Annotated in this window: 14 protein-coding genes and 1 pseudogene; 8 read left to right on the forward strand and 7 right to left on the reverse strand. The window is 72.5% G+C overall.

Annotation, left to right across the window (positions count from 1 at the left end; all coding sequences use genetic code 11):
• Together ABD54_RS21995 and ABD54_RS22000 are read left to right on the forward strand one after the other, a co-directional pair.
• Positions 1-251, forward strand: a pseudogene (locus ABD54_RS21995) (ArsR family transcriptional regulator); the annotation flags it as partial.
• A complete protein-coding gene (locus tag ABD54_RS22000; RefSeq protein WP_047871430.1) occupies positions 248-1,501 on the forward strand; it encodes an MFS transporter in 1,254 nt (417 codons plus the stop codon). The pseudogene ABD54_RS21995 and the gene ABD54_RS22000, both read left to right, overlap by 4 nt.
• A gap of 63 nt (positions 1,502-1,564) precedes the next feature.
• Here ABD54_RS22000 and ABD54_RS22005 read toward each other — a convergent pair whose 3' ends face one another.
• Positions 1,565-1,939, reverse strand: a complete 375-nt coding sequence (locus ABD54_RS22005; RefSeq protein ID WP_047871431.1) for a DUF4229 domain-containing protein — start codon at positions 1,937-1,939, stop codon at positions 1,565-1,567.
• A gap of 422 nt (positions 1,940-2,361) precedes the next feature.
• On the opposite strand from ABD54_RS22005, the gene ABD54_RS22010 reads away from it, so the two are divergent.
• From ABD54_RS22010 to ABD54_RS22020, 3 genes are all read left to right on the forward strand, one after another.
• Positions 2,362-2,562, forward strand: coding sequence for a BldC family transcriptional regulator (locus tag ABD54_RS22010; protein WP_017535950.1), 201 nt, complete (start codon positions 2,362-2,364; stop codon positions 2,560-2,562).
• 162 nt (positions 2,563-2,724) lie between these two features.
• Entirely contained in the window at positions 2,725-3,081 is a 357-nt protein-coding gene (locus ABD54_RS22015) for a PLD nuclease N-terminal domain-containing protein (RefSeq protein ID WP_047871432.1), read from the forward strand.
• A 266-nt stretch (positions 3,082-3,347) separates the two neighbouring features.
• Positions 3,348-4,001, forward strand: a complete 654-nt coding sequence (locus ABD54_RS22020) for a DUF4333 domain-containing protein (RefSeq protein ID WP_053063637.1) — start codon at positions 3,348-3,350, stop codon at positions 3,999-4,001.
• A 72-nt stretch (positions 4,002-4,073) separates the two neighbouring features.
• Here the strand turns inward: ABD54_RS22020 and ABD54_RS22025 are convergent, their stop codons facing one another.
• Entirely contained in the window at positions 4,074-5,357 is a 1,284-nt protein-coding gene (locus ABD54_RS22025) for a polysaccharide lyase family 1 protein (protein ID WP_047871433.1), read from the reverse strand.
• Between the two features lie 187 nt (positions 5,358-5,544).
• Here ABD54_RS22025 and ABD54_RS22030 point away from each other — a divergent pair, with 187 nt between their 5' ends.
• Positions 5,545-6,525 (forward strand): LacI family DNA-binding transcriptional regulator, encoded by a 981-nt coding sequence (locus ABD54_RS22030; protein WP_047871434.1) that lies wholly within the window; start codon positions 5,545-5,547, stop codon positions 6,523-6,525.
• A gap of 93 nt (positions 6,526-6,618) precedes the next feature.
• Here ABD54_RS22030 and ABD54_RS22035 read toward each other — a convergent pair whose 3' ends face one another.
• Complete coding sequence (locus tag ABD54_RS22035; RefSeq protein ID WP_047871435.1) at positions 6,619-7,668, reverse strand: zinc-binding dehydrogenase; 1,050 nt, start codon at positions 7,666-7,668, stop codon at positions 6,619-6,621.
• Positions 7,669-7,742: 74 nt separating this feature from the next.
• On the opposite strand from ABD54_RS22035, the gene ABD54_RS22040 reads away from it, so the two are divergent.
• Both ABD54_RS22040 and ABD54_RS29405 read left to right on the forward strand, forming a co-directional pair.
• Positions 7,743-8,318, forward strand: coding sequence for a TetR/AcrR family transcriptional regulator (locus ABD54_RS22040; protein WP_047871436.1), 576 nt, complete (start codon positions 7,743-7,745; stop codon positions 8,316-8,318).
• A complete protein-coding gene (locus ABD54_RS29405; protein WP_268778201.1) occupies positions 8,315-8,446 on the forward strand; it encodes a hypothetical protein in 132 nt (43 codons plus the stop codon). The genes ABD54_RS22040 and ABD54_RS29405 overlap by 4 nt, the downstream gene beginning before the upstream one ends.
• Positions 8,447-8,503: 57 nt before the next feature.
• Here the strand turns inward: ABD54_RS29405 and ccsB are convergent, their stop codons facing one another.
• Genes ccsB through ABD54_RS22060 form a run of 4 tightly spaced genes read right to left on the reverse strand, consistent with a single transcriptional unit; the run spans position 8,504 to position 12,682 of the window.
• Positions 8,504-9,496 carry a c-type cytochrome biogenesis protein CcsB gene (ccsB, locus tag ABD54_RS22045; protein WP_047871437.1) on the reverse strand — a complete coding sequence of 331 codons (993 nt, stop codon included), beginning with the start codon at positions 9,494-9,496 and terminating at the stop codon, positions 8,504-8,506.
• Complete coding sequence (locus ABD54_RS22050; RefSeq protein ID WP_047871438.1) at positions 9,493-11,172, reverse strand: cytochrome c biogenesis protein ResB; 1,680 nt, start codon at positions 11,170-11,172, stop codon at positions 9,493-9,495. Before ABD54_RS22050 ends, ccsB begins: the two co-directional genes overlap by 4 nt.
• Entirely contained in the window at positions 11,172-11,978 is an 807-nt protein-coding gene (locus ABD54_RS22055; protein ID WP_047871439.1) for a cytochrome c biogenesis CcdA family protein, read from the reverse strand. The genes ABD54_RS22050 and ABD54_RS22055 overlap by 1 nt, the downstream gene beginning before the upstream one ends.
• Entirely contained in the window at positions 11,978-12,682 is a 705-nt protein-coding gene (locus ABD54_RS22060; protein WP_047871441.1) for a TlpA disulfide reductase family protein, read from the reverse strand. The genes ABD54_RS22055 and ABD54_RS22060 overlap by 1 nt, the downstream gene beginning before the upstream one ends.
• Positions 12,683-12,862: the final 180 nt, after the last annotated feature.

Raw genomic sequence — 12,862 nt, forward strand, 5'->3', positions numbered from 1 at the left:
GGGCGGCCCAGCCCGAGGGCTGGCGCGAGGCGCAGGTCATGTCCGGGCGGCGCACGGAGCTGACCCTGGAGGAGCTCAACGCCTTCCGGGAGGAGGTCCGCGCGCTCTTCGACCGCTACGCGCGCGAGACCGGCGCCCCCGGCAGCCGACCGGTGCACGTCCAGTTCGCCGCCTTCCCCGACCCCGAGGACCGGGGACCGGGCACGGAGGACGGCGAGGGGGACGACCGGGCGACGGAGGCGGGCACGTGAGGAGCGTCGGCGGGCTGGTCGCCGCCCAGGCCCTGTGCTACACCGCCACGCGGCTGGCGATGATCGCCATCCCCTGGTTCGTCCTGGAGACCACCGGCAGCCCGGCGTCCATGGGGGCGGTGGCCTTCTTCGAGATCGGCTCCTACACGCTGGCCCGACTGCTGGGCGGCCCGCTGCTGGACCGGATGGGTCAGCGCGTCGTGAGCGTGCGCGCCGACCTCGTCGCCGCGGCGGCGGTGGCCTGCGTCCCGCTGCTGCACACGGCCGGGCTGCTGTCCTTCCCCGTGCTCCTGGCGCTGGTGACCGTGATCGGCCTGGCCACCGGCCCCGCCGAGGCCGCCAAGGTCTCCATGGCCCCGGCCGTCGCCGAACGCACGGGCACGCCCCTCGAACGGGTCACCGGACTCACCGGAACCGTGGACCGGCTGTCCACGACCGTCGGACCGGTGGCCGCGGGCGGACTGGTGTCCCTGCTCGGCGCGCTCCCCGCCCTGTACGCGAACGCCGCGCTGCTCGCGGCGGCGGCGGTGGTACTGTCCGCCACCCAGCCCGGGGAGCGCCCCCGCCCGGGCGAGGACCCCGAGGCGGACGCGGGCTACCTGACCAGGCTGCGCACCGGCTGGCGGGCGGTCTGGGGCGACGCCACCCTGCGCGTTTTGGTGGTCGTGCTCGCGGTCACCAACATGATCGACATGTCCGTGGCCTCGGTGCTGCTGCCGGTGTGGGTGGACGACAACGGCATGGGTCCCGCGGTGGTCGGCCTACTGGGCGGCGTGATGGGCGCGGCCTCGGTGGTGGGCTCGCTCGCGGCCACGGCGGTCGGGCACCTGCTGCCCCGGAGGGCGGTGTTCTTCGTGGGGCTGGTGCTGGCCGGGCCGCCCCGGCTGGTCGTGCTGGCGCTGGACGTGCCGCTGTGGGCGGTCCTGGCGGTGTGGGGCCTGTGCGGGCTAGCGGGCGGGGTGCTCAACCCGATCCTGAGCGCGGTGCTGTTCGAGCGACTGCCCCGCCGCGCCGTGGGGCGGGGGACGGCGACGATCGGCGCGCTGGCCCGGATGGCGGCGCCGCTGGGCGCGCCCTTGGCGGGCGCGGCGGCCGGGCTGCTCGGAGCGGCGCCGGTGCTGCTGGCGTGCGCGGCCCTCTACCTGGCCGTGGTCCTGCCGCCGCTCGTGGGCCGCGCGGCCGAGGGCCTGGACAGGCGCGGAACGGAGGCGGGCCGGTCAGCGGACGGGGCGGACTCGGGCACGGGGTAGGGCCGCCGCTGGCGGCGCGAGCGCCCCCGGCGGGCGCTGAACGCTCCCGGGACGCCGCTCCGGTCAGGACTCCCTGGCCGAGGTCGGCGCGTCCTCGTTCCTCGCGCCCTCCCCGGCCTTGTCCGCCTCGGCACCGGCTCCGGGGTCCGTCCCGCCCGGCGCCTCCTGCTCCGGCGCCTCCTGGAGCTCGTCCTCACGGGCGGAGGCGGCCGACAGGCGCGCGGACACGCTGTCCGCCTTGCGGCGCTCCATCCGCTCCACCGCGCTCGCGGAGATCCTGTCGCGCATCCCGGACAGCAGGACGTAGGAGGCGAGTCCACTGACCAGCCAGGCCAGGATGAGAGCGATCCACGCACGGGCGCCGAAAAGGTAGACCACTCCGAAGGCCGCCGCGAACAGCCCCAGGCGGGCGGCGGTATAGGTCAGCAAGCTACGCATCCAAAAGCCTCACAACAGACGATTACCTGGACTAGATTGGTCGCTACGCCCATCGGCGGCGCGGAACGCCCGGTCAACACCCGTGTCCGGACGTTCCCACACCCGGCACGGGTCGGGCCGACGGCCTTCCACAGGCCCTTATCTCCAGGTTAAGGGCGTGCCCGCTGCGACGGGCATCGGGGCGGTGTGTCGCCCGCGGCACAGGGGAACGGGACATAGGCGAACACGATTCGCGCAGTCATGGGATGTTTCCAATCCCGACAGCAGGGCCCGAACATCACGTTCCGGTCACATATCCGGTACTCCTCCCCCCAACACCGCAATTTCTCCGAAAACTAGGGAGGAAACGGTCTAACTCGTGCACACTAGGGGATCAAACGCCCGCCGCCCCCGCAGTCCGAGGCGGGCACGATTGGGGGAATGTGAAGGTGGAACGAGCAAGCGAACGCCTGTTGACCCCCGGGGAAGTGGCCTCACTCTTCCGGGTTGATCCCAAGACCGTCACGCGCTGGGCCGCCTCCGGGCGGATCAGCAGCATCCGGACTCCGGGAGGGCACCGCCGCTTCCGCGAGTCGGAGGTGCGCGCCCTCCTGCTCGGAGAGCCGAGCGAGAGCACGCCCTGAGGCAGAGTGCCCCGAGACAGCCCATCCGGTTGGAGCCAGAGCTCCAGGAACCGCAGGGCCCTGCGGCCGCCCCGCCGGCCGGTCAACCGCCCGCGGACTCCCCTGCCCTCCGGCCCGGTGTCCCGACCGTGAGGAGTCGACTGCAAGAGTTAGGCTGGAACCATGGTGTGGCTTGGTGGCCTGATCACGCTCGTATCGATCGTTCTGTGGGTGTACGCGTTCTTCGACGCGCTCACCACCCCCTCCTCTGAGGTGCGCACTCTGCCGAAGGTGCTGTGGGTGTTCGTCATCGTGCTGTTCGTGCCCGTCGGCGCCGTCCTGTGGCTCCTCCTCGGCCGCCCGCGCCAGGCGGCCGCACCCCGCGGGAGCGCGCCCTCCCCGACACAGGCCACGGCCTCGGCCGACGACCTCGACCCGTCCGACTTCACCAAGCCCTCGGGCAGCCCGCACCCGCTCGGACCGGACGACGACCCCGAGTTCCTGCGACGACTCAACCGGCGGATCGATCCGGAGGACTGAGCCGGACACGACCGACCCGGACCGGTACACGACGACGGTGGGGGCCGCCCGACAGGACGCGGCCCCCACCGCTGTGTCCCACCCTTCCCGTTCCCCCGCTCCGGGGCGAGTACGTCCGGACGTCCAGGCGGTTCCCCGGCGCGGCACCGCGCGGACGGACCGGACACCGATGTCACATCCCCGCATCGGAGCCGTCCGCTCCGGAACCCGCTCTTCGCGTTCGGCGTCCACACCCGTACACACCGCCGAGTACTGAGGAGGCCGCGATGCGGCAGACCGGACACCGTCGAGTCATCACTGGAGCGGCACTGGGCGCGGCTTCCCTTCTGCTGTCCACCGGCTGTTCGTTCGAGTTCAGCATCGGCGGCCCCGACTCCGTCAGCGCCGAACAGGTCGCCGAACGGTCCAGCGAGATGCTGGCCGAGGAGGTGGGCCAGACCCCCGACGACCTCACCTGCCCCGAGGACCTCCCCGCGGAGGTGGGCGCCGAGATCCGCTGCAACCTCGTTGACGGCGGCATGAACTACGGCGTGACCGTCACGACCACCTCGGTCGACGGCAACGACGTCCAGTGGGACATCGAGGTCGACGACGCTCCGGCCGGGGACAGCGCCGCCGAGGACGCCGCCGGGGACGCCGCGGGCGGGGACGCCGGCGGGGATGCCGGCACCACCCCCGCGAGCGACGGGGTCGTCCCCGCCGGGCAGGTCGCCCAGCAGTCGGCGGCGCAGTTGGAGGCGGCGGTCGGTCAGGCCCCTGAGGACTTCTCCTGCGGCCAGGACCTGCCCGCGGAGGTGGGCGCCGAGATCCGCTGCAACCTCGTTGACGGCGGCATGAACTACGGCGTGACCATCACGACCACCTCGGTCGACGGCAACGACGTCCAGTGGGACATCGAGGTCGACGACCAGCCCCTGTAACCGCGGCGGCCCGCCCGAACGGAGCCGGGCGGGCCCGCTCCCCGTTACGCGGCCACGCCGGGAGCGCCGAACTCAGAGCACCCCGGCGCCCGCCTCGCGCGGCACGCCGCGGACCGCGTGCACCGGCTCCACCCGCGTGGAGAACTGCGGCACCCAGGTCAGGTCGGTGCCCAGCGCCTGGTCGGGGTAGGCGTCGTTGTGCTCCCGCACCAGGTCCACCTCCGTGACGCGCCCGCGGCCGCCCTCCATCACAGCGTTCCCGTGCTCCACGATGTCGGTGCCGCCCCAGTTGCCGATGATCTCCCCGGCCGCGATGCCGTCGCGAAGGTCGAACAGGTTGTTCTCCGCGTACAGGTGCGACTCGAAGCCCACGCCCAGGCTGTACTGGTACAGGTCCGTGGCCACCGTGTAGTGGTTGTTGTAGACGTGCACCTGCCCGTAGCGCACGCGGGGCGCCCGCTGGCCCAGGCCGTCGAAGTGGTTGTGGTGCCAGGTGGTGCGCAGGTACCCGCGGTCGGTGGTGCGGCCGTCGCTGTTGCCCACGAGGATGGCCTTGTCCCGGCCGTCGAAGTGGTTGTAGGACACCGTCACCAGGTCGCTGGCGCGCACGATGTCGAGCAGGCCGTCGTGCACCTCGTACCGGCGCCCGAAGTACTCCGGCAGCTCCGAGCCCGGGTTGTCGCCGTCGTCGAACGTGTTGTGGTCGATCCACACGTTCGTGGAACCGGAGACCTCCAGGTGGTCGTACTCGGAGTTCCAGTTGCCCTCGCCGCCGTCGCCGGGATCCCAGCCCGGGAAGCAGTCGTGCGTGTCGGACAGGGTGAGGTCGCGCAGGATGACGTTGCGCGCGCCGACCACCCGGATGCTCATCCCGGTGATCTCGGCGCCGTCCCCGGCGCCCACCACGGTCGTGTTGGAGCCGACCTCCACCCGGACGCGCTCCGCCTGGGCGGCGGCCGAGGCCTCTCGGGCCTCCTCAAGCGGGCCGCTGGGGTCCTGTCGGCCCCACACCTCGGGGTCGTAGGCGGCCAGGTAGTCCTCCAGCGTGTAGCCGTCCACGGCGTAGTCCCCGCAGGACAGGGGCGTGCCGTCCGGCGCCGTGTTCGCGTCGACGAGGCCCTCGACGTAGACGATCTTGGGCTCGTCGCCGCTCACCGCCTCTCGGAACTCCTGCGCCGTGGAGACGCGGAAGACGTTCTCCGGGGAGGCGTCCGCGCCCCCCGTCGTCCCGCCTCCGGCCGAGGCCCAGCCGTCGCCCTCGGGCAGGACCTGCCTGCCCACGTCGGGCGCCGCCTGGACGGGCGCGACGGCGGTCATCGCCAACACCGCGCTCAGAGGGAGTACGAGCCTGCGCATGGTTCTGCTCCTCAGGGGGGAAACTGCAAACGGTTGCATGAACATCTCCCAGGAGCCGGACCGGCGTCAACCCCTCCGACCCGGGAAAACCCCGGAAAACCAGGCACCAGGCCTGAAAGCACGCACTGGTCAACCACAACCGGTTGCCAGTAACCTCGAAACCGTTCCCCACCGAAGGAGGCCACGGGTGGCCGTGACCATCAAGGACGTCGCCCTGGCGAGCGGGGTGCACGTCTCGACCGTCTCCCGGACCTTCTCCGCCGCGCACCTGGTCAACGCCGACACCCGGACGCGTGTGCTCGCCGCGGCCAGCGCCCTGGGCTACCGGCCCAACCGCGCCGCGCGCGCCCTGTCCACCCGCCGTACCGGCAACCTGGGGCTGATCGTCGCCGACATCGCCAACCCCTTCTTCCCGCCCCTGATCAAGGCCGCGCAGGCCCACGCCCGCCGCAGCGACCACCACGTGTTCGTCGCCGACACCGACGAGCAGGCCCGCGTGGAGGAGGAGCTGATCCGGTCCATGGCCACCCAGGTGGACGGCGCGCTCCTGGTCGCGCCGCGCCTGAGCAACCGCCTGATCGCCGAACTCAGCGCCGACGTGCCCTTCGTCGTGGTCAACCGCCAGCCCGCCGGACTGCCCGCCGTCCTGATGGACGTGGCCTCGGGGGCTGAACAGGCCGTGGACCACCTCACCGCTCTCGGCCACCGCGAGATCGCCCTGCTCACCGGCCCGCGCGCGTCGTGGACCAACCAGCGCCTGGAGCGCGCGGCGGAGGGGGCCGCCCTGCGCCGCGGCATCGTCCTGCACGGCGTGGGCCCCAACCAGCCCACCGAGGAGGGCGGCGCGGCCGCCGCCCGGCGGGTACTGGACCTCGGCGCCACCGCCGTCCTGGCCTACAACGACCTGGTCGCCCTGGGCCTGGTGCAGAAGCTGCGGGACCTGGGCGCGTCGGTGCCCGGCGACCTCAGCGTCGTAGGCGTCGACAACACCCACACCGCCCGGCACTGCGACCTGACCAGCGTGGACATGCCCACCGCCGCGGCCGGGCGCGCGGCCATCGACCTGCTGCTGCACCGCATCAGCAGCGAGGACTCCCCCGGCACCGTCACCCTGGACACCCGCCTGGTCGTGCGCGGGTCCACCGCCGCCCCGGCGGACGCGGGGTGACGGCGGCGCACGCTTCCCGGCCCGCTCCTCCGGCGGGACGGGAGGCGTACGCGTGGGGCGGTCCCGTGATGGGCCCTTCTCCGGCTACCGGCTTCAGGGACGCATGACGATCTTGCCCACGTGTCCCCTGCGCGCGAGTTCCTCCTGCGCCCGGGCGGCCTGCTCCAGGGGGAACACCGCGGCGATCACGGGCTGGATTCCGCCCTGGCGGGCCAGGTCCATCAGAAGGCCGAAGTGCGTGGGCGTGTGCATCGCGGAGCCGATCACCTGCGCGTTGTGCAGGTAGAGACGGCGCACGTCGAAGGACACCTCGTACCCGCCGAGGGCACCCGCGACGACCCACCGGCCCCCCTCTCGCAGCAGCGGCAGCCCCTCACCCAGCAGGTCCCCGGCGACGACGTCGAGAGCGACGTCGACGCCCTCCGGCGCGGCGGCGCGGACCTGCTCGGCGACGTCCCGTGCGCGGTCGAAGACCTCGTGCGCGCCCGCCTCGCGCACCGCGTCGATCTTGGATCCGCTGCTGATGGCGAGCACCCTCGCTCCGCGGGCACGGGCGATCTGCACCGACGCGATACCGACCCCTCCGGAGGCGCCCGAGACCAGGACGGTCTCCCCGTCACGCAGCCGACCGCGCTCGATCATGCCCAGCGCCGTACCGTAGGCGGTCGGCAACGACGCGAGCTGGTCGTCCGTGAGAGGGGATTCCGTCACGTCGTGTACGCGCTCCGCCGGCGCGGTCACGTACTCGGCGTAGCCGCCGTCGCGTTCGCTCCCCATCAGGCCCACCGGATTCGCGTCGGGCCCCCGGCCGTCGTAGATCGCCGGGTCGACGACCACCCGGCGTCCGACAAGGCCCTCGTCCACGTCAGCGCCGACCGCCGCCACCCGGCCGGCGACGTCGGCGCCCTGCACACGCGGGAAGTCGATCGGACCCCGCCAGCCCGACAGCGCCCGCGGGTCCCCCGGGCGGCCGTAGGCGCCCTCCCGGGTCCACAGGTCGGTGTTGTTCAGCGCCACCGCGCCGACCCGGACCAGCACCTCTCCCGCGCGCGGGGCGGGCACGGCCGCCTCCGTCAGCTCAAGCACCTCCGGACCCCCGTGCTCCGTGATCCGAACCGCGCGCATGGCCTCGGGCACGCCCATCGTCCCAACCTCCTCATGGGTATACTGACCTGTAAACTTGAGTCAGGCTACACTGATCTGTGAAGAGATGTCCAATGCAGAAGACACAGCCCGCGACACCTGCGGGCCGACGCATCGTGGCGGCTGCCGAGGAGCTGTTCTACGACCGAGGGATCACTGCGGTCGGGGTGGACCTGATCGCTCAGCACTCCGGCGTGACCAAACGGACCCTGTACAACCAGTTCGGGTCGAAGGACCGTCTCGTGGCGGCCTACCTCGCCGAACGCGACCAGCGTTGGCGGTCGCTCGTCCGCGCCGCCGTCGACGCCTGCGACGACCCCGTCGAGAGCGTCACGGCACCCTTTCACGCGCTGCTGGCCTGGAGCCGGACAAACACCCGCGGGTGCGCGTTCATCAACGCGCTGGCCGAACTCCCGGACCCCTCGCACCCCGCCCACCGCATCGCCGCGGACCAGAAGGCCTGGTTGCGGGACCTGTTCCGTGAACTCGCCGCCGCTGCGGGCTGCTCCGGACCCGACGCCCTCGCCACGCGGCTCCTCGTGCTGCACGAGGGCGCGCTCGCCACACAGCCGCTCCCGCTCGACACCCTCGCGGAGAGCGTCGGTCTAGCACGGGACCTCGTCCGGGCCAGCGCACGGACGGGCCGGTGAGAACGGCCGCGGCCCGGCGCGCCGCCATCGACCAGCGGCAGCACCGCATCAGCGGAGGGGACTCCCCCGGCACCGCCGCCCCGGACACCCGCCCGACCGTGCGCGGGTCCACCGCCCCGCCCGCCTGAGGCCGCCGGTCGAAGCGAACGGGCCCCGCCTCGGCGGGGCCCGTTCGCGGATCGGGATCAGGCGTAGGAGTGCAGACCGCTGAACATGTAGTTCACCGCGAAGAAGTTGAACAGGATGGTCGCGAAGCCCACCACGTTGATCCACGTGGCCTTGGGCCCGCGCCAGCCGCCGGTGGCCCGGGCGTGCAGGTAGGCCGCGTAGATCACCCAGGAGATGAAGGACCAGACCTCCTTGGGGTCCCAACCCCAGAAGCGGCCCCAGGCCTCGTCGGCCCAGATGGAACCGGCGATGATGCCGAAGGTCCACAGCGGGAAGGCGAAGAGGATGAACCGGTGGGAGATCCGGTCCAGCAGCTCGGGGCTGGGCAGGCGGCCCGCGATACCGGCCACCCGCTCGCCCAGCGCGCGCTTGGCCTCGGCCCGGTGCGCCACGAGGTAGGTGACGCCGGCCGCGCCGGAGACCATGAAGGCGCCGCCCGCGATGATGGTCGCGGTCACGTGGATGGGCACCCAGTACGAGTGCAGGGCGGGGATGAGCGGGCCCGGGTCCACGTACAGCCAGCGGACGCCGATGCCCAGCAGGATCAGCACCGGGACCAGGACGAAAGCGCCCAGGAAGCGCGCCTGGTACCGGTAGGAGGCGAAGAGCAGGCCGCCCACCGCGACCAGGCACAGGGCCACGACGAACTCGAACATGTTGCCCCAGGGCCAGCGCCCGGCGGCCAGACCGCGGGCGATGATCTGGGCGACGCCCATCACGAAGCCGAACGTCGTCACGCCCAGGGCGATCTTGCCCAGGACGCTCTGGGAGGCCCTGGCCTCCACCTCGGCGCTGCGGACGTTGACCTCGATGCCCTCGTCGGCACCGGACCCGGCACCGGCGTTGACCGGCATGAGCCGACCGGCTTTGAGCTTGGTGCGGCGTCCGTAGGCGGCCTCGATGGCGAAGAGGAACAGCGCAGCCGCGTACGTGACGATCATCGCGATGATCAACGAGTCACTGACTGACGTCATCACCTCGTCCACCTGTGCGGCGAGTGTGTACGTCACCGGTCACTCCCTTGTGTCGTCGACTCTGGCGGGTCGGATGGCGGATGGGGGTCGGAGCCCGGACCGGGAGCCGGACGGCCGTCCGCTCCGGAGCCGGGGCCACCGTCGGACGGGCTCCGGAGCCGTCCGGCGAGTTCCGTGGTGAGTTCGTGGAACTCCACGTTGTTGCCGGCCGCCTCGGTCTTGCCCAGGGCGGCCAGCTCCACGCGGGTGCGGCCGTCCCCGCTCCGGGTCGCGCGCACCCACACGCGGCGCGGGCGGACGAACAGGGTGATGATCAGTCCGGCGACGGCCAGGGAGGCCGCGGCCAGCGCGGGCAGCCGGGCGCCGTCGCGGTTCATCTGGAGGCTGACGTACTCCTTGTAGCCGGAGAAGGTGACCGACCCGGCGCCCTCGGGCAGCTCCCAGGTGTCCCCGATCTCCATCACGGGGGAGCTGCCCAGCTCCTCCATGCCGCCGGTGCGCAGTTGGTAGACCGACTGCGGGTCGACCAGCCCCAGGTCGCCCTGGTAGCCCTCCAGCGTGATCCGCGGGTTCTGGGCGCCCGGGAAGTCGGAGACCATCTCCCCCTCCGGCGTCTCCGCCGCGCTGGGCAGGAACACGCCGACGAAGCCGAGCTGCTCGCCCCCGGTGTCGGGCACCTTGACCACACCGTCGGAGGTGTAGGAGGCGGTGTCCCGGTGCAGGAAGGGGACCGCCTGGTCGAAGACCACGTCGCCCCCGGCGTTGCGCACCTCGAACTCGGGCGCGTACCCGTGGCCGAGCAGGTAGACCTGCACGCCCGACACGCTCAGCGGGTGGTTGACCTCCAGCCGGTGCCGCTCCTGCGGCGCGTCGGGCGCCTCCCTGTAGGTGAGGTCGGCGACGTAGGACTCGGCCTGTCCGCGCAGACCGCCGTCCTCGATGAAGGAGGCCTCGAAGTCGTCCAGGTGGATGGAGAAGGGCTCCAGGGAGTCGGTGTCGGTCCAGTGCCCGGGGTAGATGGCGTCGTATGAGGTCAGGGTGTTGGCGAACCCGTCGCCCTCCACCAGGAGCATGTTGCCGCGGTAGCCGAGGAAGGACCCGGCGGCCAGGGCCAGCAGCAGGCCGAGCAGGGCGAAGTGGAACAGGACGTTCCCGGCCTCGCGCAGGTAGCCGGTCTCGGTGGAGAGGGAGTCGCCGTAGCGCTCGACACGGAAGCGCCGCAGGACCCCGCGGGACTGCTCCAGCACCGTCTCGGGGTCGGCGTCGGTGGTGAACGCGGCGGCGTAGGGCATCCGGCCCAGGTTCTTGGGCGTGTGCACCGGGCGGGTCCGCACCGCGCGGGCGTGGGTCAGCGCGCGCGGGAGCACGCAGCCCGCCAGGGAGACGAACAGCAGCAGGTAGATCGCCGCGTACCAGGGCGAGGAGAACACGTCGAAGAGGTAGAACCGGTCCAGCCAGGGCGCCAGTTCGGGGTTCTCCTGGAAGTAGGTGTTGACCTCGTCGACGCTCACCACGTTCTGCGGCAGGATCGAGCCCGGGATGGCCCCGACCGCCAGCAGGAACAGCAGGATCAGGGCGGTGCGCATCGAGGTCAGGGTGCGCCAGATCCAGCGCAGCCAGCCGGTCGCGCCCAGGCCCTTGGGGCGCGGTCGGGCGCTCTCCCCATCCTGGGCGGCGGTGCCGGTCCCCCGGTCGTTCGCGGTCGTGCTCATCAGATCACCGTCTGGAAGTCGGCTGCCCAGCCCTGCATGGCGATGGTCAGCTGCGTCCACAGGCCGGTCACCATCGCCAGGCCGACCAGGACGAGCATGGCCCCGCCGATCACGGTGACCGTGCGGGTGCGGCGCTTGAGCCAGTCGAAGGTGCCCAGCGCGCGCCGGTAGAGGAGGGAGGCCAGGACGAACGGCAGCCCGAGGCCGACGCAGTAGGCCAGGGACAGCAGCATGCCGCGTCCGGCGCCGCCCTCGACGAAGGCCAGGGTCTGCACGGCGGCCAGGGTCGGCCCGATGCAGGGGGTCCAGCCCAGGCCGAACAGGACGCCGAGCAGCGGGGCGCCCGCCAGCCCGGCGCGCGGCAGGCGGTGGAAGCGGAACTCGCGCCCGAAGCCCGGGACGACGCCCATGAAGGCCAGGCCCAGGACGACGGTCAGGACGCCGAGCACCCGCGTGATGGGGTCGGTGTAGTCCATGAGGATCTCGCCGAGCCAGCCGATGAAGCCGCCGACGGCGACGAACACCAGGGTGAACCCGGCGATGAACAGGACGCTGCCCGTGACCATGGTCCAGCGGCGGGAGGCCAGTTCGGCGTCGACGTCGGTGACGGTGGCGGTGCCGCCCCCCGCGGGCGAGGCGGTGCGCTCGCGCACCTGGGTGCCGCTCATCCCGGTCACGTAGGACAGGTAGCCGGGCACGAGCGGGAGCACGCAAGGCGAGAGGAAGGAGACCAGGCCCGCGGCCAGGGCCAGCGGGATCGCGGCCAGCAGGGAGCCGGTGAGGACGGTGGTGCCGACGGGGTCCATCAGCCCTCGCCCCCGGACCCGTCGGATTCCTGGTCCTCCTCGGACGGCGCGCCCGAGGGCTCGGCCTCCTCCGGGGACGCCGTCTCCGCGGTCTCCTGCTCCGCGACCCGGGGGCGCTCCTGCGGGTCGCCGAAGTCGAACTCGACCACCAGCGGGTTGAGCAGCTCGGTGAGCTGGCCGTAGGTGGTCGGGCCGATGACGCGGGCGGCGATGCGGCCCTCGGGGTCGATGACGAGCGTGCTGGGGATGGAACGCGGGGGCACGGTGTCGCGGAAGGCCTGGGGCACCGCGCCGGGCTGGTCGTACAGGCTCGGGTAGGGGACGTCCATGCTCTCCTGGTAGGAGCGCGCGGCCGTCTCGTCGTCCTTGATGTTCACTCCGAGGAAGTCCACGCCCAGGTCCGCGTACTCGGCGTGCACCTCGTCCAGGACCGGCTGCTCGGCGCGGCAGGGGCCGCACCAGCTCGCCCAGACGTTGAGGACGACGATGCCGCCCTCGTAGCCGCCGAGGGAGACCTCCTCGCCGTCGAGGGTGGCGCCGGTGACCTCGGGCGCCTCCGTGCGCTCGGCGGTCTCGAAGGTGGTGGCGCTGCCGTCTCCGGAGATGAAGCGGTTTTCCTCGTCGCTGGCCTGGATCTCGTTGCCCCCGGCGCAGCCGGTCAGGGCGAGTACGGCGGCCAGTCCGGCCGCCGCCAGGCGCGGCACGGCACGGCCTCGGCGCGTACCGGTGCTGGTGCTGGGCATCGAGGGGACCTCGCGAACGGGGTGTGAACAGGGCGGACTACAACAACGACAAAGTGTAGTAGATGCCCTGGAGCCCGTTCGGCCGCCCCGGCACAAGGGGGAACCGCGGCCGGTGGGGGCGGGGACGGCCCTGCCGCGCGC

The sequence above is a fragment of the Nocardiopsis sp. RV163 genome, from assembly GCF_001029525.1.
GTDB lineage: Bacteria > Actinomycetota > Actinomycetes > Streptosporangiales > Streptosporangiaceae > Nocardiopsis > Nocardiopsis dassonvillei.

What these genes read in the sequence shown, in the direction of transcription:
- ABD54_RS22025 (WP_047871433.1), bottom strand. Translation starts at nt 5,357, where the DNA reads ATGCGCAGGCTCGTACTCCCTCTGAGCGCGGTGTTGGCGATGACCGCC.
- ABD54_RS22055 (WP_047871439.1), bottom strand. Translation starts at nt 11,978, where the DNA reads ATGGACCCCGTCGGCACCACCGTCCTCACCGGCTCCCTGCTGGCCGCG.
- ABD54_RS22005 (WP_047871431.1), bottom strand. Translation starts at nt 1,939, where the DNA reads ATGCGTAGCTTGCTGACCTATACCGCCGCCCGCCTGGGGCTGTTCGCG.
- ABD54_RS22015 (WP_047871432.1), top strand. Translation starts at nt 2,725, where the DNA reads ATGGTGTGGCTTGGTGGCCTGATCACGCTCGTATCGATCGTTCTGTGG.
- ABD54_RS22020 (WP_053063637.1), top strand. Translation starts at nt 3,348, where the DNA reads ATGCGGCAGACCGGACACCGTCGAGTCATCACTGGAGCGGCACTGGGC.
- ABD54_RS22040 (WP_047871436.1), top strand. Translation starts at nt 7,743, where the DNA reads ATGCAGAAGACACAGCCCGCGACACCTGCGGGCCGACGCATCGTGGCG.
- ABD54_RS22050 (WP_047871438.1), bottom strand. Translation starts at nt 11,172, where the DNA reads ATGAGCACGACCGCGAACGACCGGGGGACCGGCACCGCCGCCCAGGAT.
- ABD54_RS22035 (WP_047871435.1), bottom strand. Translation starts at nt 7,668, where the DNA reads ATGGGCGTGCCCGAGGCCATGCGCGCGGTTCGGATCACGGAGCACGGG.